This is a genomic window from Streptomyces sp. CB02414, assembly GCF_001905385.1.
GTDB lineage: Bacteria > Actinomycetota > Actinomycetes > Streptomycetales > Streptomycetaceae > Streptomyces.
The window spans coordinates 56,804-78,957 of the sequence record NZ_LIPF01000007.1 but is presented as its reverse complement, the minus strand read 5'-3'; the positions used below and the strand labels follow the sequence as shown (position 1 = coordinate 78,957).

Genomic DNA, 22,154 nt, shown 5'->3' with positions numbered 1-22,154 from the left:
CCTGCCTCGGCCCACGGACGCCACCCGCGGTGCGCGGGTGGCGTCCGCGTGTGCGGGGACGACGCGTTCAGACGCCGGCCGCGCGGGCGAGGAGGTCCCGGGTCCGGGCGTCGCTCAGCAGCGGCTCGTCGAACTCCCTCGACCCGGTACGGATCGCCGTGAGGACTTGCTCCAGGAAGAGCAGCATGCTGTCGGCCGGGGCGACCCGGTGGGACACGGAAGCACCGTCGTGGGACACCCGCACAGTGGGGGAGAGGCCGGGCGGCGCCGAGAACGGGCGCTCGAAGTCGACGCTGGTGCCCGGACCGAGCAGGTGCAGCGCGTTGCGGTAGCCGGACGTGAAGCCGAACTGGCCGACCACGGTCCGGCCGCCCGGATATCCGGCCAGGACGCTGTACGACAGCTCAAGGCCGTCGGCGGACCGGTCGCCCACGATCACCTCGACCCTGGCGGGCTCGGCGTCCCACAGGACACGGCCCAGCGAGGCGAAGTACGGCCCGGTGTCGGCGAAGGCGCCGCCGCCCCGCGCGCGGTCGTGACGGAAGTCGCCGGGCGGCACCGGCGGGGTGAAGACGGCCACGGCCCCGGTGAACGTCGGGCCGCGGGCGTGGGCGAACATCGGGTGGTACGCGTAGCAGGTCGCCTCGGCCAGGACCAGGGACGACGCCCGGGCGAGCGCCACGGCCGCGGTCGCCTCGGGCAGGGTCAGGAACGCGGGCTTGTCCACCACGACGTGGTTCCCGTGCTCCAGCGCCCACAGCACGGCCTCGGCATGGTCGCCGTTGGCCGAAGACACGTGGACGAGACCGGGCCTGCGGGCCGCGAGGGCACGCCAGTCGGTGCCGTCGCGGCGGCTCGCCACCGCGGTCGATCCGAAGGGCAGCGCCGCAGCGGCGGGCAGCACCCGCCGCTGCGCGAACCGCGACCGGCCCACCAGCAGGAAGTCCATACGGTCTCCTAGAGGAGGCACGCCATCAGGCTGCGTGCCTCGACGTTGACGTAGTAGCCGGCGGCGACGAGGCGGTCGAGCAGGCCGAGGGTCATCCACCGGTGGGTGGGCGGGACGGCGATGTCCCGGTCCGCGGGCAGCTCGACGACGACGTGCTGGGTGTCGGCCCGCAGGAAGCGGCCGCCGTCCTCGGACTGCACCGAGCTGTGCCGCACCTGCGGCCCGGCCGTGGCGAGGTACTCGAGCAGCGGCGGTGCGGCAGCCCCGGTGCGGTGGAGGCCGGGCGACAGCTGGATGGTGGCGGCCAGTTCGAGCCGGTCGGTCAGGCCCGGCTGCACCATCGCCTGGACGAGGAACTCCAGGACCCCGGCGCGGCGCCGGCACAGGAAGGCCACCAGGTTTCCGGGCACCGGCTCCAGCATGGGCTGGGACCAGCGGCCGACCTCGCGGCTGCTCGCGGCCACGGAGAGGCCGACGACGCGGAAGAAGTCGCCGTCGCGGTGCCGGATGCTCTCCTCGTCGGCGATCCACTCGTCCAGCTCGGACAGGCCGACGCGGCGCACTTCGAGGGTGTAGCGCTCCTTCTGGTCGATCAGCCAGGTCATCGCCTCGGCCAGGTCGGCGTTGGAGCGGTGCCTGCGGTGCGAGGTGACGACGGCCCCGTGGAAGTCGTCGGCGGGCAGTCCCCCGCCCGCGGCGTACGAGATGCAGGCCAGCACCGTACGGGCGTTCATGTTGACCTGGCCCAGGGCCAGCTGGCGCCGGATCTGCCCGAGGGTGAGCCAGACGAAGTCGTCGTACCGCGGCACGTCCTCGTCCGGCGGGACCTCCACGATCATGTTGCGGTTGCGTTTGTGCAGGTACCACGCGGCGTGCTCGGACAGCAGCCGGTCGACCAGCACCCGGCGGCGGGAGGACGGCAGGAAGTAGTCCAGGTACGGGGTGGAGCGTCCGCCGTGCACCCGCTGGTAGTTGCTCGGCGTGGCCTGCACCGTCGCCGCGTACTGCACCAGGCTGGTGTTGCCGGGCTCCATCTTGACCTGCATCAGGAAGTGCGGCACACCGTCGAACCGCTTGACGAGGATCCCGAGGATCCCGATCTCGGGCTGCACGATGATCGGCTGGCACCAGGAGGGCGCCCGGCCGTGGTTGGTGCGCACCGCAAGCCCCTCGACGGTGAAGAAACGTTCCGAGGAGTGCACCAGCCGCTCGCCCAGGTGCCATGCGCCGAGCGACGCCAGCGGCACCTCCGTCACGTCGTACGCGGCGGACGCGGAGCGCTCCTTGAGGAACGCGTCGGCGTCGACCCGCCCGTCCTCGGCGAGCGCCGAGGACAGGAACCCGGCCTGCGTCACCTCACGCCGCCCCGGGGCCGCGCCGGGCCGTCCACCGACGGCAGCGGGAAGACCAGCCTGCCCCCGGCGGCGACGAACTCCCGCTCCCGCTCGACGAAGCCCTGCCGGTGCACCCAGGGCAGCACGAACAGCTGGTCCGGCCTGCGCGCCTTGGCGTTGTCCTCGGACACGATCGGGATCCCGGAGCCGGGCGTGACCGCGCCGTGCTTCTCCGCGCTGACCTCGCCGATGCACGGCAGGTCGTCGGTGGTGACGCCGCAGTACTGCAGGATCACATTGCCCTTGGTGGACGCGCCGTAGCCGACGGTGCGGAGCCCGGCCCCACGCGACCGGTCGAAGAACGCGCGGACCTCGTCGCGGTGCTGGGCGACACGACGCGCGAACGACTCGTACGGCTCGTCGGTGTCCAGCGCGAGCGCCGCCTCGCGCTGCCGGACGCGCTCGATGCCGGCGTGGTCGATGCGGTGCTTCGAGGGGTCCTTCACCAGCGTGACGCAGAGACTGCCGCCGTTCACGTCGGTGATCTCGGCGGTGGTGAGGGTGAGCCCGGCGCGGGCGGCCATCCACTCGATCTGCCGCAGCTGGTAGTACTCCAGGTGCTCGTGGCAGATCGCGTCGTACGCCGGAATGGCCAGCAGCGGCAGCGCGTAGCTCATCTCGATCATCCACACGCCGTCGTCCGCCAGGATGTCGCGGACCTGGGTCATGAAGCCCAGCGGGTCGGGCAGGTCGTAGAACATCGCGATCGCGGTGACGGCCTTCGCCTTCCGGTCGCCGTACCGCTCGGTGAAGGCGTCCTTGGAGAAGAAGTCGGGGATCAGGCCGATGTCGTCGGGGTAGGACGCCCGCCACTTCTCGCCGGTCGGGTCGATGCCGACCCGGGTGACGTCCGACGGGTACGCCTTGAGCAGCGTCGCGTCGTTGCTGCCGATGTCGAGCACGAGGTCGCCGGGGGCGAGGTCGACCAGGCCGGTGAGGGCGGCGACCTTGCCCTTCAGGTGGCCGACCATGAAGGGGCGGACGCTGGAGCGGTAACCGTAGTGCTCGCCGTACATCAGCGACAGGTCGGGCGTGTGCCGCATCTGCAGCAGCCCGCAGCCGCCCGGGGCGCAGCGCATCAGCTCCAGCGGGGCGACCCGTACGGTCTCGCCGGGCCGGGGGAAGATGCCGGTGAGCGCCTGCATCCCCAGGTCGAGCACCGGCAGCAGACTGCGGTTCCCGCAGATCCGGCAGGCGGTGCACTCGGTGACGACCGTGTCGGCGCCGATGGTCATGATGCCTCCGTGGTTGAGTGACGGGCGGTCGGCCGCCCGGGTGCCGAGGCGGTGACGGCTCCGGCGGACGCGGCAACGCCTGCCCGGCGGGCACCGGCTCTCAGGCCGCCGCGCCCGGCGCGTGCCGCTCGACCGCCTCGCAGAACCGCCGCGCCACCTGCTCGACCTCGGCGTCCGTGAGCGCCTGGTGCAGCGGCAGCAGCAGCGTGTTCGCGGCGGCGGTGTCGGTGCCGGGCAGCTGCGCGTCCGAGCCGTACAGCGGGACCCGGTGCAGCGGCGGATAGCGGTACGTGGTGTAGACGCCGTTGTCCAGCAGGTACTCCGCGATGCCGTCGCGCAGCGCCGGGTCGACCTGCACCCAGTAGAAGTAGTGCGTGGACTCGTGCCCCGCGGGCGGCGGCGGGCTCAGCCGCACACCGGGCAGGCCGGCCAGCATGCGGTCGTAGGCGGCCGAGATCTCCCGGCGGCGCTCCACGAAGCCGGGCAGCCGGCGCAGCTGGACCCGGCCGATGGCCGCGGTCATGTCGTTGCCGATGAGCCGCTGGCCGACCTCGTGGACGGTCTGGTCCCACCAGCGGCGCGGGTTGTGGGCCATCGCCGCGAACGCACCGCGGTCCTCCATGCCGTGGTAGGCGAGGCGGTGGGCGCGGCGGGCCAGTTCGGGGTCGCGCAGATAGATCATGCCGCCGTCACCGGTCGTGATGATCTTGCGGGAGTCGAAGCTCCAGATGCCGATATCGGCGAAGGTGCCGCAGGCCCGGCCGTCCACCCGGGAGTGCACCGCGCAGGCGGCGTCCTCGACGAGCGGGATGCCCCGCTTGCGGCACAGCTCGGTGATCGCCACGATGTCGCCCGGGTGGCCGCCGTAGTGCAGGACCGTCACGGCCTTGGTGCGCGGCGTGAGACAGGCGGCGATGTCCGCCGCGGACGGGTTCAGGGTGTGCGGGTCGACGTCGCAGAACACCACGCGGGCGCCGGTGGCGGCGATCGTGTTGGCGTTGGCCACGAAGCTCATCGACGGGACGACGACCTCGTCGCCCGGCCCGAATCCGAGGAGCTGGGCCGTCAGACCCAGCGCCGAAGTGGCCGAGTTGAGGAACAGCAAGGTCTCCGGCGGGACACCGAGGTGCTCGCCGAACTCGCGCTCGAACTCACGCGTTCGGGGCCCGTAGCCCAGCCAGTTGCTCCCGAAGGCCTCGCCGACCGCCGCGAGCTCCTCGGCGCCGACGCTCGGCTGAAACACGTTGATCATCCGGCCTCCCTTGTCTCGCATGCCGTCATGCTCGGCGCCCTCGGGCGGCCGCCGCATCTTCCGCGGTGCCTTTCCTGCCGACGCCCGCGCCCGAACTCCCGCGGCCGGCCGGGAGGGCGGCCGCACCGCGGGGCACGCGGCGGCCTCGGCACGTGATCACCATCAGGGCACGGGAGAAGGTGCGGCACCCGGCGTGCCGGTGGTGGCATCGACGCGCAACCAGGCGTCCTGTCACCACACCTGACCGGGAGTTTCACATGACCATGGTGGGAACCGATGTCCGAGTCGAGTTCGACGGCGAGACGCTCGACGTGCCGCAGGTCCGCCGGGTTGCCGAGGAGCACGTACCGGTCGCCCTGGGCCCGCAGGTCCTGAGCCGCGCCGCGGCCAGCCGCGAACAGTTCGAGGAGACCGTCCGGCAGAACATCCCCGTGTACGGGGTGACGACCGGCTACGGCGAGATGATCTACATGCTGGTCGACACCGCCAAGGAGACCGAGCTCCAGACCAACCTCGTACGCAGCCACAGCGCCGGCGTCGGCCCGCTGTTCAACGAGTCGGAGTCCCGCGCGGTCGTCGCCGCCCGCCTCAACGCCCTCGCCAAGGGCCACTCCGCGGTCCGCCCCGAGATCCTCGAACGCCTCGCCCTCTACCTCAACGAGGGCCTCACCCCGGCCATCCCGGAGATCGGCTCGCTCGGCGCCAGCGGCGACCTCGCCCCCCTCTCGCACATCGCCAGCACCCTCATCGGCGAGGGCTACCTGCTGCGCGGCGGGGTGAAGACACCGACCGGCCCGGTGCTGCGCTCGCTCGGTATCGAGCCGCTGCAGCTGCGCTTCAAGGAGGGCCTCGCCCTGATCAACGGCACGTCGGCGATGACCGGTGTGGGCTCCCTCCTCGCCGAGCACGCGCTGGCCCAGGCCCGGCACGCCGAAATCGTCGCCGCGCTGGTCGTCGAGACCCTGCAGGGCTCGATGAGCCCGTTCCAGCCGGAGGGCCACGACATCGCCCGCCCGCACGCGGGACAGATCGCCAGCGCCGCCAACATGCGCACCCTGATGGCCGGCAGCCGCCTCACCGTCGAACACGCCGACCTGCGCAAGCAGGTGGCCGCCAGCAAGGAGAACAGCGACGGCGGGAACGTCCACCGCTCCGAGGTCTATCTGCAGAAGGCGTACTCGCTGCGGGCCATCCCGCAGGTCATCGGAGCCATGCGGGACACCCTGTCGCACACCCGCACCAAGCTGGAGATCGAGCTCAACTCCGCCAACGACAACCCGCTGTTCTTCCCCGGCCAGGAGATCTTCCACGGCGCCAACTTCCACGGCCAGCCCATCGCCTTCGTGATGGACTTCCTGACCATCGCGCTCACCCAGCTCGGCGTGCTCTCCGAGCGGCGCAGCAACCGCCTCCTCAACCGGCACCTCAGCTACGGCCTGCCGGAGTTCCTGGTCAAGGGCGAGCCCGGCCTCAACAGCGGCTTCGCCGGCGCCCAGTACCCGGCCACCGCGCTCGTCGCCGAGAACCGCACCATCAGCCCGGCCAGCACCCAGAGCGTCCCGTCCAACGGCGACAACCAGGACGTCGTCAGCATGGGCCTGATCGCCACCCGCAACTGCCGCCGGGTGCTGCGCAACAACAACACCATCCTGGCCCTCGAGTTCCTCGCCGCGGCCCAGGCCGTGGACGTCTCCGGCCGCCTCGACGGACTCAGCCCGGCCGCCCGGGTCACCTACGACACCGTCCGCTCGCTGGTGCCCACCCTCGACGACGACCGCTACATGGCCGACGACCTCGAACTCCTCGCCGCCGAACTGGAACGCGGCACGGTACTCAAGGCCCTCGACGCCGCCGGCATCAGCCTGCACTGACCAAGGGACGACACATGAGGACCGCGTACCGTACCTGCCCGTTGTGCGAGGCCGTCTGCGGCCTGCGCCTGACCCTCGACGGCGAACGCGTCGTCTCGGTGACCGGCGACAAGGACGACCCGTTCTCGAAGGGCTACATGTGCCCCAAGGGAGCCGGCCTGGGCCGCCTCGACGAGGACCCCGACCGGCTCACCAGCCCCATGGTGCGCGAGGGCGACGCCTGGCGCCGCGCCGAGTGGGACGAGGCGTTCGCGTACGTGGCCCGTCGCCTGGACGCCGTCATCGCCGAGCACGGACGGGACGCCCTGGCCCTCTACTACGGCAACCCGACGTTCCACACCATGGCCGGCATCCTCTACCGGGGACCGCTGGCCATGGCGCTCGGCACCCGCAACGTGTTCTCGGCGAGCACCGTCGACCAGATGCCCAAACACGTGGCGTCCGGGCTGATGACCGGCGACCCGTGGGCGGTCGCGGTGCCCGACCTCGACCGCACCGACCACCTCCTGATCATCGGCGCCAACCCGGCGGTGTCCAATGGCTCCCTGTGCGCCGCACCGGACTTCACCGGGCGGATGCGGCGGATCCGCGAACGCGGCGGGCGGATCGTGGTGGTCGATCCACGGCGCACCCGGACCGCCGAACTCGCCGACGAGCACGTGTTCGTACGGCCCGGCAGCGACCCCGCGCTGCTGTTCGCCATGGTGCACACCCTGCTCACCGAGGACCTGGACACGATCCGGGTCCCGGTGGCCGGGCTCGACCGGCTGCGCGAGCTCGCCACCGCATTCACCCCCGAGCAGGTGGCCCCGTACTGCGGTGTCGACGCGGGCACGATCCGGCGGCTCGCCCGCGAGCTGGCCGCCGCGCCCACCGCCGCCGTCTACGCCCGCATCGGCACCAGCACCGCCGAGTTCGGCACCCTCGCACAGTGGCTCGTGGACGTCCTCAACATCCTGACCGGCAACTTCGACCGGGCAGGCGGCGCGATGTACGCCAAGCCGGCCACCGCCGAGGCGCACAAGAGCCCCGAGCCGTTCACCGCCGGACGCTGGCACAGCCGGGTGCGCGGCTTCCCCGAGACGCTCGGCGAGTTCCCGGCCGCCACGATGGCCGACGAGATCGAACAGCCCGGCCCCGGCCAGGTGCGCGCCCTCGTCACCGTCGCCGGCAACCCGGTCCTTTCCACCCCGGACGGCGGCCGCCTCGACCGCGCCCTGGACAGCCTCGACTTCATGGTGGCCGTCGACCCCTACCTGAACGAGACCACCCGGCACGCCGACGTGATCCTGCCGCCGCCGCGCACCCTGCAGACGCCGCACTACGACTTCCTGATCTCCACCATCCAGGTGCGCAACTACGCCCGCTACTCACCGGCGGTGCTGCCGCTCGAACCGGGCCAGCGCAGCGAGGCCGAGATCATGGAGCGGCTCACGCTGATCGCGTCGGGACTGGGCGCGCAGGCCGACCCCTCGGCCCTGCCCGAGCAGATGCTGAGCCGGCTCATCGAGGCGGTCCCGGTGACGACCCGCGCCGAACTCGAGGGGCACGACGGCCCCGACCTGCTGCTCGACGCCATGCTGCGGATGGGCCCGTACGGACTGACCCGACAGAAGCTGCTCGGGCACCCGAACGGCCTCGACCTCGGCCCGCTCGAACCCCGGCTGGGCGAGATCCTCAAGACCCCGTCCGAGCGGGTCGAGCTGGCCCCCGGCCCGCTCGCCGAGGACACCGGCCGTCTGCGCGCCGCGATGAACCGTCCTCCGGCGCCGATGGTGCTGATCGGGCGCCGCCACCTGCGCTCCAACAACAGCTGGATGCACAACGTGCCCCGGCTGACCGGCGGCACGAACCGCTGCACCCTGCAGATCCACCCGGAGGACCAGGCCCGGCTCGGGCTCGGCCAGCGGGCCCGGATCACCTCGGCCTCGGGCACGCTGGAGGTGGAGCTGGAGCCGACCGACACGATCATGCCGGGGGTGGTGAGCCTGCCGCACGGCTGGGGGCACCGGAACACCGGGCAGCGGCTGGCCGCGGACCGGGCCGGGGTCAACGTGAACGAGCTGACCGGCGGCGCGGTGGACGTGCCGTCCGGCAACGCGGTCTTCAACGGCGTGCCGGTCACGCTGAGCGCCTGCACCTGAACCCTGCGCCCACACGACGAAACCCGGGCCGCACACCCGGCCGAGGTCAGCAATCTGGAAGAGGGTGAGGCCCGCCCCACCGTCGTAGTGTTCCGTCGACATTGCCGAATCAGGGGGAAACAGGTTGAAGAGACGGCTGTTTATGGTCGCGGGCGGATCGGTGGCGGGCTCCATGATGCTGTTCCGTGGACTCGCCTCGCCCGCCGAACCCGCCGCGTCCACCACACCCACCGCGCCCCATCCGCACGCGCCGGGCACCAGCCCGTCCGCGGCGCGCAGGCCGAAGCCGCTCCGCGTCGAGGCGTTCCGAAGGCGCATGCCGGTGCCGCCGGTCGCGAAGCCGGTCCGCCGGACGGAGGCCGGGGACGAGTACGAGGTCGAGGTGCGCCCCGCGCAGCTCGAACTCGCGCCGGGCGTCGTCACCGACGCCTTCACCTACGGCGGCGCCTGGGTCGGCCCGACCATACGGGGCCGCACCGGCCGCCCGGTCAAGGTGACGTTCCGCAACAAACTCGCCGCCCACACCAACGTGCACCTGCACGGCGGCCATGTGAAGGCCGTCGACGACGGACACCCGATGGACATGATCATGCCGGGTGCCGCCAAGGACTACCACTACCCGAACAACCAACGTGGAGCCACACTCTGGTACCACGACCACGTGCACGGCGACGAGGCCGAGCACACCTACCGCGGGCTGCACAGCTTCTACCTCGTCGACGACCCCGCCGAGGACCACCTGGGGCTGCCGGCCGGCGCGTACGACGTGCCGGTCATGTTCACCGACGTCCAGCTGGACGCCGACGGCACCCTGATCTGGGGCTTCCCGCACGACCGCACCCACGTGGTGGTCAACGGAAGGATCAAGCCCTACTTCCCGGTCGCCGCCCGCAAGTACCGCTTCCGCTTCCTCAACGCCACCAACGAAGGCACGTACACGCTGAGCCTGCGCCAGGGGAAGATCACGCAGATAGGCTCGGACGGCGGGCTGCTGCCGGCCCCCGTCCCCCGCTCCTCGGTGACGCTCAGCTCCGGCGAACGCGCCGACCTGGTCATCGACTTCACCGGCATCCCTGTCGGGTCGTCGGTGATGCTCAGCGACAGCACCAAGGGGGAAGTGCTGCGGTTCGACGTGACGTCCACGGCCGACGACGCCAGCAAGATCCCCGCGCGGCTGCGGCCGCTGCCCGCACTGCCCAAGGCGACCGTGCAGCGCGACGTCAGCCTCAAGTTCGACTTCTCCGGCGAACCGGTCCCGCTGATCAACGGCAAGCCGTACGACCCGGACCGCGTCGACTTCACCATCAAGCGGGGCGCCACCGAGATCTGGACCGTCCACAACGACGACGCCGATCTCGACCACAACTTCCACATGCACCTGGTGCAGTTCCGGGTCCTCGACCGCTCCGGCATGCCGATGTCCCAGGACGACGAGGGACTCAAGGACACCGTGCGGCTCCCGGCCGGCACATCGGTGCGGTTGCAGGCGACGTTCACCGACTACCTGGGCCGGTACGTCTACCACTGCCACTTCCTGGAGCACTCCAGCTTCGGCATGATGGCCCAGATGGAGGTCGTCCGCTAGGGCCTGTCGTCCCACGCCACGCCGCATCAGGTGCGACGCGGGGGTGACGGCCGCCCGGCAGGGCTCGGCGGCCTGGTCGCAGCGAGTCATGATGCCGCCGTGCATCAGGGAGTTCACGAAGGTGCTCCGCGATTTCACCGCTGAGCACCGGAGGAGATGCCGGGGCCCCGGAACCGGTGTGACGCTGACGGCATGACCGTCATCCCGCGCATGACCGAGTCGGGCACCACGCCGCCCTCCCGCCCCCGCCCCCTTTCCGAGCCGATCGAACGGGCCCGGGCCCTCGCGCCCGGGCCCGTCGCCCGCCGACGTGCCGGGGCAGCACAGTGACCCGGCCGCTGACCGGCGACGAATACGTCGAGAGCCTCCGCGACGGCCGTGAGGTGTTCCTCAACGGCGAGCGGGTCAAGGACGTCACCACACACCCCGCCTTCCGCAACCCGGTGAGGATGACCGCCCGGCTCTACGACGCGCTGCACGATCCGGCGCAGCGCGACGTGCTGACCGCCCCCACCGACACCGGCTCGGGCGGCTTCACCCACCCCTTCTTCCGCACCCCGCGCACCGTCGACGACATGGTCGCCGACCAGCGGGCCATCGCGGCCTGGGCCCGGATGAGCTACGGCTGGATGGGCCGCAGCCCCGACTACAAGGCGTCGTTCCTCGGCACCCTCGGCGCCAACTCCGGCTTCTACGCCCCGTACAGCGACAACGCGGAGCGCTGGTACCGGGAGTCGCAGGAGAAGGTGCTCTTCTGGAACCACGCCATCGTGCACCCGCCCGTGGACCGCAACCGCGCCCCCGACCAGGTCGCCGACGTCTACATCCGGGTCGAACGCGAGACGGACGCCGGTCTCGTCGTCAGCGGCGCCAAGGTCGTCGCCACCGGCTCGGCACTGAGCCACTACAACTTCATCGCCCACTTCGGCCTGCCGGTCCGCAAGAAGGAGTTCGCCCTGATCGCCACCGTGCCGATGGACGCGGCCGGGGTGAAGCTGATCTGCCGCCCGTCGTACGGGGCGAACGCCGCCGCCGTCGGCACCCCCTTCGACTACCCGCTGTCGTCACGGCTCGACGAGAACGACACCATCCTGGTCCTCGACCAGGTGCTGGTGCCCTGGGAGAACGTGTTCGTCCACGGCGACCTCGGCAAGGTCCAGATGTTCGCCGGCCAGTCCGGATTCTCCGAGCGCTTCACCTTCCACGGCTGCACCCGGCTCGCCGTCAAGCTCGAATTCCTCGCCGGCCTCCTCGCCAAGGCCCTGGAACTCACCGGCACCAAGGACTTCCGCGGCGTGCAGAGCCGCCTCGGCGAGGTGCTCGCCTGGCGCAACCTGTTCTGGGGGCTCTCCGACGCGGCCGCCCGCAACCCGGTGGAGTGGAAGAACGGCGCACTGCTGCCCAACCCGCAGTACGGCATGGCGTACCGCTGGTTCATGCAGGTCGGCTATCCACGGGTCAAGGAGATCATCCAGCAGGACGTGGCGAGCGGGCTCATCTACGTGAACTCCAGCGCCGACGACTTCCGCAGCCCGGAGATACGGCCCTACCTCGACCGGTATCTGCGCGGCTCGGACGGCTCGGACGCCGAACAGCGGGTCAAGGTGATGAAGCTGCTCTGGGACGCGACCGGCACCGAGTTCGGCGGCCGGCACGAGCTCTACGAGCGCAACTACGCCGGCAACCACGAGAACACCCGGATCGAACTGCTGCGCGCACAGACCGCGACCGGCCTTCTCGACGGCTACAAGGCGTTCGCCGAACAGTGCCTGTCCGAGTACGACCTGGACGGCTGGACCGCCCCCGACCTGTGGACACCGGAACGCTGAGAGCCCACGGAAGAAACAGCGCGCCCCTTCCTCGTATCGTGCTCTCTTCGCCCCCAGGGGCACGCGGGAAGGAGACCCGCGGCCCGCCGTGGCGCCACGCTCACGGCATGACAGCCGATGCCGTACACCACCTCGTCCGGCAGCGCGGGTCCGAAGGCGCTGCCCTGCTCTGGGACTGTGAGGAGATCACCCCGGACGACCTGCACGACCGCTCCGCCCGCATCGCCGCCGCGCTCGCCGGTCTCGCCGGCCGCCCGGTCGCCGTACGGGTGCCGCCCGGACCGGACCGCTACGCGGCGCTGCTCGGCGTGCTGCGCGCCGGGGCGCACGTCGTCTGGTTCGACACCGGGGCCGCCGGTGAGCGCACCCGGATGATCCTGGACGACGTCCGCCCGGCCGCGGTGCTGACCGCGGGCCCCCCGGACGACCTCGTCACCTGGTACGCCGGGCACACCGGGACCGCACCCCTGGACGTGACGGAACTGCCCGCGGCGGCCGTGCCCGATCAGGAGGTCCGGCCCGACGACTGGGCGTACATCGCGCACACGTCCGGCTCCACCGGCCGCCCCAAGGGGGTGCCGCAGACGCACGCCGCGCTGGCCCAGTTCGGCCGCTGGTTCGCCGATGCCTTCGGCCTCGCCCCCGGCAGCCGGGTCGCCCAGTGGGTGCACCCCGAGCACGACCCGGCGATCTGCGAGACGTTCGCCGCTCTCCTTTCGGGGGCGACACTGTGCCCCGTACCGCCGAAGACCCGCGCCCACCCCGCCCGGCTGCTCGACTGGCTCGCCGAGACGCGGATCGACGTGCTCCAGACCGTCCCGAGCTTCGCGCGGGAACTGGCCCGCGCGAGCGACGGGCGGCCGCTGCCGGTGCGGCGACTGGTCCTGATGGGCGAGGCGATCCCGCCGGACCTCGTCGGGACGCTGCACGCCGGGTCCCCGGACATCGAGCTGTACAACCTCTACGGCCCCACCGAGACGGTCGCCGCGACCTGGCACCGCATCCCGCGCGGCGAGGCCGGCCCCGTCCCCGTCGGCCGGGCCATCCCTGGCCGGGAGGTGCTGCTCCTCGACGACGCGGACCGCGAGGCGGACGAGGGCGAGATGGTGGTGCGCAGCCCGTACGTCACCCCGGGCTATCTGCGCGGCGGCCGCGAAGGCCCCGCCTTCCGTCCCGTCCCCGGGCGCGGCCCCGGCCCCTGGTACCGCACCGGCGACCGGGGCCGGAGACGGCCGGACGGACTCCTGGAGTTCCGCGGCCGGCACGACGCGCAGGTGAAAATCCAGGGCCACCGCATCGAACTCGCCGAGGTCGAGGCCGTCCTCGACGGGCACTCCTCGGTCGCCGAGTGCGCCGTGCTGGCCGCCCGCAACGACGACGGCCTCGTCACCTCGCTCATGGCGTACGTCGTGTCGCGGGACGAGGAGCCGCCGCAGCGCCAGTGGCGGGCGTCCGTACGGCAGCGGTTCGGTGACGTGCGGCTGCCGATCAGGTTCCGGATCGTGCCGGACGCGCTGCCGCGCACCGCGACCGGCAAGGTCGACGGCCGCCGGCTGGGGGAGAGCCAGGGAGAGCCGGCGCTCTGACCGGGAAGGTACGCCGGGACGGCGCCACCGCCACCGCCACCGCCGGCCCGGTCACCGCTGACGCCCATGCCCGGACCGGCAGTGTCACCACAGCGTTCACCGGCACGGGGGGCCGGCAATGACCTCCCGCACACCAAGGCGATCGTCAGCGCACCGGAGAAGGGCTGGAGGGGGGGAGGGGCAGACGAGGAGAAGGGCCCGTCGTGCAGGGGAGGTTGCACGACGGGCCCTTTGCGGTGGACCGGCTGAGCTCAGCGCCTGCGCACGAGATACGGGCGGGGGCCCGTAACGCGGGTTCTCAGCGCGTCCGGGCGAGAGCCGGCTGCCGCGGCCGGGCGGCGGCGGAGGACCGGGTGAAGGCGCCGCGCAGGACCCGCCACAGCACGCCCGGGCGCATCAGCGACTGCGGGGTGTCGACCATGCCGGCGGCCCGCAGGTACGCCGTGGTGACCTTCGGGTCCCGGGTCGCCGCCACCTGGACGAGCCGCAGGTAGCGCTGGACCATGCGCATCTTCAGGGACCGGTGGCCGGGCACGTCCGGGAAGTTCAGATCGACCGTCGTGGTCATCTCCCAGGGCGCGTCGATGCAGTCGCGGGCCAGGTCGCGGAAGTACGCCGCCGGGTCGGGCCCGCCGGCCGGGCGCAGGTGCCGGCGCAGTGTCAGCGCGGAGACCGCGGCCACGGTCATACCCTGCGCGTACACCGGGTTGAAGCTGGTGACCGCGTCCCCGGTGACGACCAGGCCGGCCGGCAGCCGGGACATCCGCTCGTACCGGCGGCGCAGCGTGACCGGGTAGTGGAAGGGCACCGGCTCGTCGACCGGGCGGGCCGTCTCCAGGGCGTCGGCGATGTCCGGGACCGCCAGCGACCGGACGAACTCGTAGAAGCCCTCCTGGTCGGTCGGAGGATGGTCACCGAGCAGACCGTACGTGGTCAGCTCGACCCGGCCGTGGTCGGTCTGCGTGAAGATCGCGCCACGCGGGGAACCCGGGTACGCGACCGGGATGATGGCCAGATCGCCGCGCCACGGGTCGTCGTCCAGCTCGTAGTGCTGCGTGACGTACCCGAGGTCGATCTTGATGCGTTCCTCGGGGACCGTCCCGTAGCCGAACCGCTTCAGCATCGCCGGGGTCCGCGAGCCACGGCCGGTGGCGTCGACGACCAGGTCGGCCTCGATGACCACCTCACGCCGGTCGTCGTCCAGGTCGGACAGCCGGGCCCCGGTGATCCGGGAGTGGTCCGGCGTGGCTTCGAGGCCGACGATGTCGTGGCGTTCGACGAACCGCACCCCGGGCAGCTGCTCCACGCGTTCCCGCAGGTGACGTTCCATCAGCGGAGCCGTGGCCGGTACCGCGATGTAGCCGATGTCCTCACGGACCAGCGGCAGCCCGTTGAAGTACCAGCGGCACGAGCCGGCGTAGTCGCCGGTCGGGCAGCCGTCGGCGACGAGTCCGTCGATGAAGCCGGGGAACAGCTCCTCGGTGACCTGGAGCCCGCGGACGTGCATGGCGTTGATGTGCCGGCCCTGCGGGCGGCCCCGGCGCGGTCCCCGCTCGCCGACCAGCCGGTCACGGTCGACGATCAGGACCTCGTCGTACTGCTCGGTCAGGACACGCGCGGCGAACAGGCCGGCGTAGCTGCCGCCGAGCACCAGCGCCCGGCGTGGCTTCTTGCCCATCGGTGGTCCACCCTTCCTCGTGGCCGCTCGGCCCGTTGGCGGCGGCGTGGGGCGCAGGGCGTCGAGGACTACGGAACCTCGCTGGATCCGCCCATGCGGTGGAGCGTCGCAGTCAGGCGGACGGCCCCACATCTTTCCGTGTGCCTTCCTGCGGCACGAGCCGGCCGACCGCCCGGCGGGCTGCGGAGAACGCCGCCCAGGAGGTCAGCTCGATCAGCTGCGCGTCGTCCGCGCGGCATTCCGCGACAAGCCCGGGGGTGACACGGTAGGACGCGACGGCGGTCGTCAGCGCCAGCCGCGCGGCCGGCCGGTCCTGCGCGGACAGCGGTTCGACCGCCCCCTCCAGCCACCCGGGGAAGTCCACCGGGGGAGTACCGGAGTCCGGGTCGTCGAGCCGGGCTTCGACGAGTGCACGCACCCCCGCCGGGACACTCCGCTCACCGGCGGCGGCGATGGCGGCGGCACCGCGGTGCACGGCCTTCGCGATGTGCGGTACGGGTGCGGCCCAGCCGGTGTCCGCGGGCGGCGCCGCCGGGGGCAGCAGGCCGAGCGACGCGCCCGGGGCGACCTGGACTCGGCCGAGCCGCCCCATGACCGAGGCCGCGGTGCGCCGCAGGACCCGTTCCGCGGGCCGCGGCACGGACGGCAGCGGCGAGTCCCGGAGGAACACGTTGACCATGCGGTTGATGTAGTGGAAGGTCAGCGCGACCCCGGCGAGTTCGGGCCGCTGTCGGGCCGGGAACGGCTCCGGCCCCCGGCCGGCCCGCGCCCAGCGGACCAGGGCGCGCAGCCGGGGGTCGGAGACCTCGTCGGTCCCGCCGGCCGCGATGCGGGCAGCGTCCGGTCCGGCGAGCAGTCCGGTCAGGGCGGCACCGTGCACGTCCACGCAGTACGGGCAGCGGTTGGCCAGCGACACGGCCGCGGCCACCGCCTCCTTGTCGGCGCGGCCGGCCAGGCCCGGTACGAGCAGTGTCTCCCGCAGGATGCTCCAGCACGCCGCGAGCACGTCGGGTGCCGCGGCGTGCAGGGCCAGCGGCGGGGCGAGCATCCCGAAGTCGGCCTCGACCTGCCGGTAGACGCGCGCCACGGGTCCGGCGGCGGCCCCCGGTGATACCGGCCGGACGAACCGCAGGTGGGCGGGCACCACGCGCCGGGTCGCCGTCCTGAGCAGTCTTCCCATGGTGGCCTCCTAAGCGAAGGTGTGGGCGGCGAAGGTGTGGGCGATCTCGGTGAGGTAGCGGCCGTAGTCCGACTGCCACATGCGGGCGCCGAGTTCGTAGCAGGCCTCGGCGTCGATGTAGCCCATGCGCAGCGCGATCTCCTCCAGGCAGGCCACCCGCACCCCCTGCCGTTCCTGGATCACCTGCACGTACTGGCTCGCGGCGGTCAGGGTGTCGTGCGTCCCGCAGTCCATCCAGGTGTAGCCGCGGCTGAGCGGCACGAGTCTGGCCCTGCCCTGCCGCAGGTACTCCTGGTTGACGTCGGTGATCTCCAGCTCGCCGCGCTCCGAGGGCCGCAGCCCGGCGGCGATGCCGACGACGTCGTTGTCGTAGAGGTAGAGGCCGGTGATGGCCTGGTCGGAACGCGGGCTGCGGGGTTTCTCGCAGATCGACAGCAGCCGGCCGGTGTCGTCGGTCTCGGCGATGCCGTACCGCCCGGGATCCGCGACGGAGTACCCGAACAGCGTGCAGCCGTCGACCGCACGGGTCTCCCGCTGCAGCACATTGTAGAAACCGGCGCCGTGGAAGAGGTTGTCGCCGAGGACCAGCGCGGACCGGTCGTGCCCGATGTGGTCCGCGCCGATCAGGAACGCCTCGGCGATGCCACGCGGCTCCTTCTGCTCGGCGTAACTGATGTTCAGGCCGAGCCGGGACCCGTCACCGAGCAGATCCTGGATGTGCGGGACCACATCGGGGTTCGAGATGATCAGGATGTCCCGGACACCGGCCAGCATCAGCACCGAGACCGGGTAGTACAGCATCGGTTTGTCGTGGACGGCCAGCAGCTGCTTGGACGTCGCCAGCGTCAGCGGGTAGAGCCGTGTGCCGCTGCCACCGGCGAGAACGATTCCCTTCACCTTCCGCTCCGTTCGTCGAGTCGGATCTGGCGGAGACGCAGGCTCCGAGTATGTGGCGGGCGTCCCGCGGCCGGGTCTCCTGGAATGCGGTCTGCACATGCCCACGCGAGGCGGCCCGGCGGTGCGCATTCTCAAAGGCGTGAGCTGCCGGGGAACCGCGTGATACTCCACTGCGCCGGGTCGCCCAGGCCCGTCACCCTCACCGAGGAGGCTTCGACGATGATCGTCGAGCAGGACACCGAGGCACTGCAGGGATTCCGGGCCGATGACGCCAACTTCAGGCTGACGCTGTGGGATCCGCGGACCAACGGGGTGCGCTACCTGAAGACGCTGCTGTACAGCGCCGCCGGCCGGCTGAGCCCGCTGGAACGGGAGCAGCTGCGCCGCATCAGCCACCGTGACGTCGGCGGCCCGATCACCGTCCGGCACGACGGCGAAGAGATCGACATGGACTACCTGCGGGCGGTGCAGGAGGTCGGCTACCTCGCCGAGCGGGTCCGGCTGGACGGTGCGCGGATCGTCGAGATCGGCGCCGGGTACGGCCGCACGGGCCACGCGCTGATGACCGCCCACGACGTCGCGGAGTACCACATCGTCGAGCAGGAGGAGTCGCTGCCGCTGGCCCGCGCCTACCTGCGCACGGTGCTCGCCCCCGAACAGTTCGCCAAGGTGTCGTTCCACTCGGCCACGGACGCCGCGGACACCTTCCCGCACGACGTCGACCTGGCCGTCAACATCGACTCGTTCGCCTGCATGCCGCCGGACGCGGTACGCGGCTACCTCCGGCTCGTCGACGAGCGGTGCCGGGCGTTCTACGTCAACGGGCCGGTCGGCAAGTTCCTCGACAAGGAGCTGGACAACCACGCGCGCGGCGCCGACGAGGTGGCCACCGCGCTGAGCAACGGACTGCTGACCGAAGTCATCGACATCTTCGACAGCGAGGCCGTGCACGAGCAGTCCCGCCGGTTCGTGTCCGTCTACGCGCCGGGCGAGCGCTGGGAGTGCGCCGCCGAGGCCGCCACACCGGTGTGGAGCTACTACTGGCAGGCGCTGTACCGCTCCTCCAAGCGGCGGCACACCGCGTAGTCCGGGAGCAGACCGGCCTCCAGCGCCTCATCGACACGGGGCGCCGCCCGGTCGCGCGGCGACAGAACGGGCTCGATGTCGCCGGGGATCGGCAGCGCGAGCCGCGGGTCGAAGGGATCGAGCGCCCGCTCGTTCTCCGGCCGGTACTCCAGCGACAGCAGGTAGTTCATCACCGTGTGGTCCTCCAGGGCGACGAACAGGTGGCCCACCCCGAACGGGAAGTACAGCGCCGGGCTGTCCTCCCGGCCGAGCTCCACGACGTCGTAACTCCCGAACGTCGGCGAGCCGACCCGCAGGTCGACCACGAAGTCCAGGGCGCGGCCGTGCGCACAGTAGACGTACTTGGCGGTGCCCGGCGGAGTCGCGGTGTAGTGCAGGCCCCGCACCGCACCGCGGCGCGAGACGCTGAAGTTGACCTGGGCCACCGGGAAGAGCGGATGTCCGGCCGCGGACGTGAACGCCGACGACCGGAACGGCGTACGGAAGACACCGCGCTCGTCGGGGAACGACGGCACGGCGAAGGCCAGGGCACCGCCCACCAGCCGGGTGGGCGTGGTCTCGTCAGTCACCGCACCAGGGTCACCGAGGCACGCCCGACGTGGCCACTCGCCGATTGCGGGCCGTGGCACGCTGAGAGATGCCCGCGCGGCGACCGGCGGCGACGATCAGGACATGGATCGGATTCTGGTCACCGGCGGGGCAGGCTTCATCGGCTCGCAGTACGTCCGCGCGCTGCTCACGGACGACAGCCCGCCCGCGACGGTCACCGTGCTCGACGGGCTGACCTACGCGGGCCGCCTCGACAACCTCGCCCCCGTCGCAACACACCCCTCGTTCCGCTTCGTGCAGGGCGACATCTGCGACGCCCCTCTGGTCGACACCCTGGTGGCCGAACACGAGCAGATCGTGCACTTCGCGGCGGAGTCGCACGTGGACCGGGCGATCGCCGACGGCACCGCCTTCGCCCGGACCAACGTCCTGGGCACCCAGACCCTCCTGGAGGCCACCGCCCGCCGCCACGGCGACGCCGCCGTGTTCGTGCACGTCTCGACCGACGAGGTGTACGGCTCGGTGCCCACCGGCAGCAGCAGCGAGCGGGACCTCCTCGACCCGAGCTCGCCGTACTCGGCGACCAAGGCGGCGAGCGACCTGCTCGCACTCGCCTACCACCGCACCCACGGCGTGGACGTGCGGGTCACCCGGTGCGCCAACAACTACGGCCCCTACCAGCACCCGGAGAAGTTCATCGCACGGTGCATCACGAACCTGCTCGACGGCGGGGACGTACCGCTGTACGGCGACGGGCTGAACGTGCGGGACTGGCTGCACGTGGCCGACCACGCCCGGGCGCTCGACCTGGTGCGCACCAAGGGCGCGGCCGGCGAGATCTACAACATCGGCGGCGGCACCGAACTGCCCAACCGGGAGATCGCCGAGCGGCTGATCGCGCTCTGCGGCCGGGGCCGCATCCACCGGGTCGCGGACCGTCCCGGCCACGACCGGCGCTACTCGGTGGACTGCTCGAAGATCACCGGCCTGCTGGGGTTCGTGCCCCGGCACGACTTCGACACGGGCCTCGAACAGACCGTGCGCTGGTACGCCGGCCACCGCGCGTGGTGGGCGCCGCCGGCCACCGGGAAATCCGCCGGCTGAGCGTGCGCGGCTCAGCAATCAGAGAGATGACCCCGGAACACATGCCGACGACTATGGGATTTCGCCCCGAAGTCGGGGAAGCGCGGTGCCGGATGTCGATGAGGGCACATGGACCGGCCCTTTCCGGCGCGCTTGCGACGACCGGCCGTCGAACAACCGGGACAGAAGACAACCTTTCGGAGGTGTCGCCAGCCATGGCACTGGCCACGCAGGACATTGATATCGCTCAGGTCGAATACGGGACTGCCGGATATCATCGCCATACCGAGTCGCTCAGCGCCCATGAAATAGGCAGAATCCGCGACAGCATCGACCGGATCAGCCGTCAGACCCGGCCCGAGGTGGTGTTCGAGAAGGACACCGAGGTCGTACGGGCGGTCCACGGCTGCCATCTCTTCGACGAGACGAGCGCGCGGCTGGTGCGGCATCCGCTGCTCCTCGGCCTGGCCGAGTCGATCATCGGCGAGCCGGTCTACGTCTACCAGTTCAAGGTCAACCTGAAGCAGCCCTTCGAGGGCGCGGCCTGGCCGTGGCACCAGGACTACACGTTCTGGCGCAACGAGGACGGCATGACCGACGACCGGGCGGTCAACATCGCCGTCCTCCTCGACGACACCCACGAGGGCAACGGCCCGCTGCAGGTCCTGCCGGGAACCCACGAGCTGGGGCTGGTCGAGACGGCCGGCCGAGCGGGGCGTTCGGGCGACTGGCGCCAGCACGTCGCGGCGGACCTCGAGTACACCGTCCCCGACGACGTCGCGGAGCGGCTGCGTCAGGAGTACGGCAAGGAGCTGATCGTCGGCCCGGCCGGCTCGGTCTTCGCCTTCCACCCCAGCATCGTGCACGCCTCGTCGTCGAACCGTTCCCCCGACCGCCGGGCGATGCTGCTGATCACCTACAACGCGGTGAGCAACGCCCCACGTTCGTCACCGCGCCCGGAATTCCTGGTCAGCAAGGACACGACACCGGTCACCGCATTCGCCGGCACCACTCTTTGAGAGCCTGCACCCGAACCCCCGCCGCCTGACAACCGGTCAGGCGGCGGGGGTTCAGGCATGGGCCCTCTCTTGCGCGTCAGAGAACGGGGAAAACCCCAGCCCGCCGGCCCGGAGAACGACCGGCGAATACCCGAACACGCCCGGAACAGCAGAAAAGAGAACCTGCCCGGAAGGAAAACCTCCGCGAAACACCGGCACTGACGGCGTCTCAGCTGTACGGTCTACGCCATGGACACGGAGAAACTGATAGCCGAGGGCCGGGCCATCATCGACAGAAACTGTTTCATGACCCTGGGAACCGCGAACGCCGACGGCGAACCCTGGGCGTCCCCGGTCTACTACGTGGCCGACGGATACGGGACGTTCTACTGGATCTCGTCCCCCGAGGCGACCCAGGTCCGCAACATCGCGGCACGGCCCCAGGTCGGCATCGTGGTGTTCAACTCGCAGCAGGTGCCGGGCTCGGACGAAGCGGTGTACATGTCCGCCACGGCGTGCGAGCTGACGGGGGACGAACTGGACCGGGGCCTGGAGATCTACCTGGGCAAGGCACCGTTCAGCCGGGGCCCCGAGGCCTTCCGGCCCCCCGGCCGGTACCGGGCGTACCGGGCCACGGTGACCGGACACTTCATGCTCTGCCCGCAGGCGTCCAGCGAGCCCTGCCCCGAGCACGGCCGTGTCTCCGACCACCGCATGGCAGTGTCCCTCTGACACCGGGCCCTCAACACCGGGGCCGTCCGCACCCGTACGTCCGCACCCGTACGTCCGAACCCCCGTCATGTGACCTGCGCAGGACACCTGACGGGGGTTCGGCGAC

18 protein-coding genes are annotated in these 22,154 nt (G+C 71.6%); 10 read left to right on the top strand and 8 right to left on the bottom strand.

Annotated elements, in window-relative coordinates:
• Positions 1-67 precede the first annotated feature (67 nt).
• From AMK11_RS22745 to AMK11_RS22730, 4 genes are all read right to left on the bottom strand, one after another.
• A complete protein-coding gene (locus tag AMK11_RS22745; protein WP_073729881.1) occupies positions 68-949 on the bottom strand; it encodes a Gfo/Idh/MocA family protein in 882 nt (293 codons plus the stop codon).
• Positions 950-957: 8 nt separating this feature from the next.
• Positions 958-2,304 (bottom strand): NDP-hexose 2,3-dehydratase family protein, encoded by a 1,347-nt coding sequence (locus AMK11_RS22740; RefSeq protein WP_073729880.1) that lies wholly within the window; start codon positions 2,302-2,304, stop codon positions 958-960.
• Positions 2,301-3,578 (bottom strand): class I SAM-dependent methyltransferase, encoded by a 1,278-nt coding sequence (locus AMK11_RS22735; RefSeq protein WP_073729879.1) that lies wholly within the window; start codon positions 3,576-3,578, stop codon positions 2,301-2,303. The genes AMK11_RS22740 and AMK11_RS22735 overlap by 4 nt, the downstream gene beginning before the upstream one ends.
• A 100-nt stretch (positions 3,579-3,678) precedes the next feature.
• Positions 3,679-4,830, bottom strand: a complete 1,152-nt coding sequence (locus tag AMK11_RS22730) for a DegT/DnrJ/EryC1/StrS family aminotransferase (protein ID WP_073730303.1) — start codon at positions 4,828-4,830, stop codon at positions 3,679-3,681.
• Between the two features lie 257 nt (positions 4,831-5,087).
• Here AMK11_RS22730 and cmdF point away from each other — a divergent pair, with 257 nt between their 5' ends.
• The 6 genes from cmdF (at position 5,088) to AMK11_RS22705 (ending at position 13,845) form a co-directional block, all read left to right on the top strand.
• On the top strand, positions 5,088-6,701 hold the full coding sequence (cmdF, locus tag AMK11_RS22725; RefSeq protein ID WP_073729878.1) for a tyrosine 2,3-aminomutase: 1,614 nt from the start codon (positions 5,088-5,090) through the stop codon (positions 6,699-6,701).
• A gap of 14 nt (positions 6,702-6,715) precedes the next feature.
• On the top strand, positions 6,716-8,845 hold the full coding sequence (locus AMK11_RS22720) for a molybdopterin oxidoreductase family protein (protein ID WP_073729877.1): 2,130 nt from the start codon (positions 6,716-6,718) through the stop codon (positions 8,843-8,845).
• 172 nt (positions 8,846-9,017) lie between these two features.
• Positions 9,018-10,430, top strand: coding sequence for a multicopper oxidase family protein (locus AMK11_RS22715; protein WP_241847041.1), 1,413 nt, complete (start codon positions 9,018-9,020; stop codon positions 10,428-10,430).
• A 192-nt stretch (positions 10,431-10,622) separates the two neighbouring features.
• Positions 10,623-10,760, top strand: coding sequence for a hypothetical protein (locus AMK11_RS37985; protein ID WP_158070989.1), 138 nt, complete (start codon positions 10,623-10,625; stop codon positions 10,758-10,760).
• Positions 10,757-12,259: a 4-hydroxyphenylacetate 3-hydroxylase family protein gene (locus AMK11_RS22710; protein ID WP_073729875.1), complete on the top strand. Its 1,503-nt coding sequence runs from the start codon at positions 10,757-10,759 to the stop codon at positions 12,257-12,259. Before AMK11_RS37985 ends, AMK11_RS22710 begins: the two co-directional genes overlap by 4 nt.
• Positions 12,260-12,366: 107 nt before the next feature.
• The gene (locus AMK11_RS22705) at positions 12,367-13,845 is read left to right on the top strand and encodes an amino acid adenylation domain-containing protein (protein ID WP_073729874.1); all 1,479 of its coding nucleotides are present in this window, start codon (positions 12,367-12,369) and stop codon (positions 13,843-13,845) included.
• Between the two features lie 298 nt (positions 13,846-14,143).
• Here the strand turns inward: AMK11_RS22705 and AMK11_RS22700 are convergent, their stop codons facing one another.
• The 3 genes from AMK11_RS22700 to rfbA all read right to left on the bottom strand — a co-directional run bounded on the left by AMK11_RS22700 (position 14,144) and on the right by rfbA (position 17,600).
• Positions 14,144-15,523: an FAD-dependent oxidoreductase gene (locus tag AMK11_RS22700; protein ID WP_073729873.1), complete on the bottom strand. Its 1,380-nt coding sequence runs from the start codon at positions 15,521-15,523 to the stop codon at positions 14,144-14,146.
• A 112-nt stretch (positions 15,524-15,635) separates the two neighbouring features.
• A complete protein-coding gene (locus AMK11_RS22695) occupies positions 15,636-16,703 on the bottom strand; it encodes a carboxymuconolactone decarboxylase family protein (protein ID WP_073729872.1) in 1,068 nt (355 codons plus the stop codon).
• 9 nt (positions 16,704-16,712) lie between these two features.
• Entirely contained in the window at positions 16,713-17,600 is an 888-nt protein-coding gene (gene rfbA / locus AMK11_RS22690) for a glucose-1-phosphate thymidylyltransferase RfbA (protein ID WP_073729871.1), read from the bottom strand.
• A gap of 219 nt (positions 17,601-17,819) precedes the next feature.
• Here rfbA and AMK11_RS22685 point away from each other — a divergent pair, with 219 nt between their 5' ends.
• Positions 17,820-18,686 carry a putative sugar O-methyltransferase gene (locus tag AMK11_RS22685; protein WP_073729870.1) on the top strand — a complete coding sequence of 289 codons (867 nt, stop codon included), beginning with the start codon at positions 17,820-17,822 and terminating at the stop codon, positions 18,684-18,686.
• Here AMK11_RS22685 and AMK11_RS22680 read toward each other — a convergent pair.
• A complete protein-coding gene (locus AMK11_RS22680; RefSeq protein WP_079187629.1) occupies positions 18,638-19,255 on the bottom strand; it encodes a dTDP-4-dehydrorhamnose 3,5-epimerase family protein in 618 nt (205 codons plus the stop codon). The two genes, AMK11_RS22685 and AMK11_RS22680, sit on opposite strands and share 49 nt — an antisense overlap.
• 103 nt (positions 19,256-19,358) lie before the next feature.
• On the opposite strand from AMK11_RS22680, the gene rfbB reads away from it, so the two are divergent.
• The 3 genes from rfbB (at position 19,359) to AMK11_RS22665 (ending at position 22,048) form a co-directional block, all read left to right on the top strand.
• The gene (rfbB, locus tag AMK11_RS22675) at positions 19,359-20,339 is read left to right on the top strand and encodes a dTDP-glucose 4,6-dehydratase (RefSeq protein ID WP_073729869.1); all 981 of its coding nucleotides are present in this window, start codon (positions 19,359-19,361) and stop codon (positions 20,337-20,339) included.
• 194 nt (positions 20,340-20,533) lie between these two features.
• Complete coding sequence (locus AMK11_RS22670; protein ID WP_073729868.1) at positions 20,534-21,337, top strand: phytanoyl-CoA dioxygenase family protein; 804 nt, start codon at positions 20,534-20,536, stop codon at positions 21,335-21,337.
• Between the two features lie 228 nt (positions 21,338-21,565).
• Entirely contained in the window at positions 21,566-22,048 is a 483-nt protein-coding gene (locus AMK11_RS22665) for a pyridoxamine 5'-phosphate oxidase family protein (protein WP_073729867.1), read from the top strand.
• Positions 22,049-22,154: the final 106 nt, after the last annotated feature.

What these genes read in the sequence shown, in the direction of transcription:
- AMK11_RS22745 (WP_073729881.1), bottom strand. Translation starts at nt 949, where the DNA reads ATGGACTTCCTGCTGGTGGGCCGGTCGCGGTTCGCGCAGCGGCGGGTG.
- AMK11_RS22735 (WP_073729879.1), bottom strand. Translation starts at nt 3,578, where the DNA reads ATGACCATCGGCGCCGACACGGTCGTCACCGAGTGCACCGCCTGCCGG.
- AMK11_RS22730 (WP_073730303.1), bottom strand. Translation starts at nt 4,830, where the DNA reads ATGATCAACGTGTTTCAGCCGAGCGTCGGCGCCGAGGAGCTCGCGGCG.
- cmdF (WP_073729878.1), top strand. Translation starts at nt 5,088, where the DNA reads ATGACCATGGTGGGAACCGATGTCCGAGTCGAGTTCGACGGCGAGACG.
- AMK11_RS22720 (WP_073729877.1), top strand. Translation starts at nt 6,716, where the DNA reads ATGAGGACCGCGTACCGTACCTGCCCGTTGTGCGAGGCCGTCTGCGGC.
- AMK11_RS22715 (WP_241847041.1), top strand. Translation starts at nt 9,018, where the DNA reads ATGATGCTGTTCCGTGGACTCGCCTCGCCCGCCGAACCCGCCGCGTCC.
- AMK11_RS37985 (WP_158070989.1), top strand. Translation starts at nt 10,623, where the DNA reads ATGACCGTCATCCCGCGCATGACCGAGTCGGGCACCACGCCGCCCTCC.
- AMK11_RS22705 (WP_073729874.1), top strand. Translation starts at nt 12,367, where the DNA reads ATGACAGCCGATGCCGTACACCACCTCGTCCGGCAGCGCGGGTCCGAA.
- AMK11_RS22700 (WP_073729873.1), bottom strand. Translation starts at nt 15,523, where the DNA reads ATGGGCAAGAAGCCACGCCGGGCGCTGGTGCTCGGCGGCAGCTACGCC.
- AMK11_RS22695 (WP_073729872.1), bottom strand. Translation starts at nt 16,703, where the DNA reads ATGGGAAGACTGCTCAGGACGGCGACCCGGCGCGTGGTGCCCGCCCAC.
- AMK11_RS22685 (WP_073729870.1), top strand. Translation starts at nt 17,820, where the DNA reads ATGATCGTCGAGCAGGACACCGAGGCACTGCAGGGATTCCGGGCCGAT.
- rfbB (WP_073729869.1), top strand. Translation starts at nt 19,359, where the DNA reads ATGGATCGGATTCTGGTCACCGGCGGGGCAGGCTTCATCGGCTCGCAG.
- AMK11_RS22670 (WP_073729868.1), top strand. Translation starts at nt 20,534, where the DNA reads ATGGCACTGGCCACGCAGGACATTGATATCGCTCAGGTCGAATACGGG.
- AMK11_RS22665 (WP_073729867.1), top strand. Translation starts at nt 21,566, where the DNA reads ATGGACACGGAGAAACTGATAGCCGAGGGCCGGGCCATCATCGACAGA.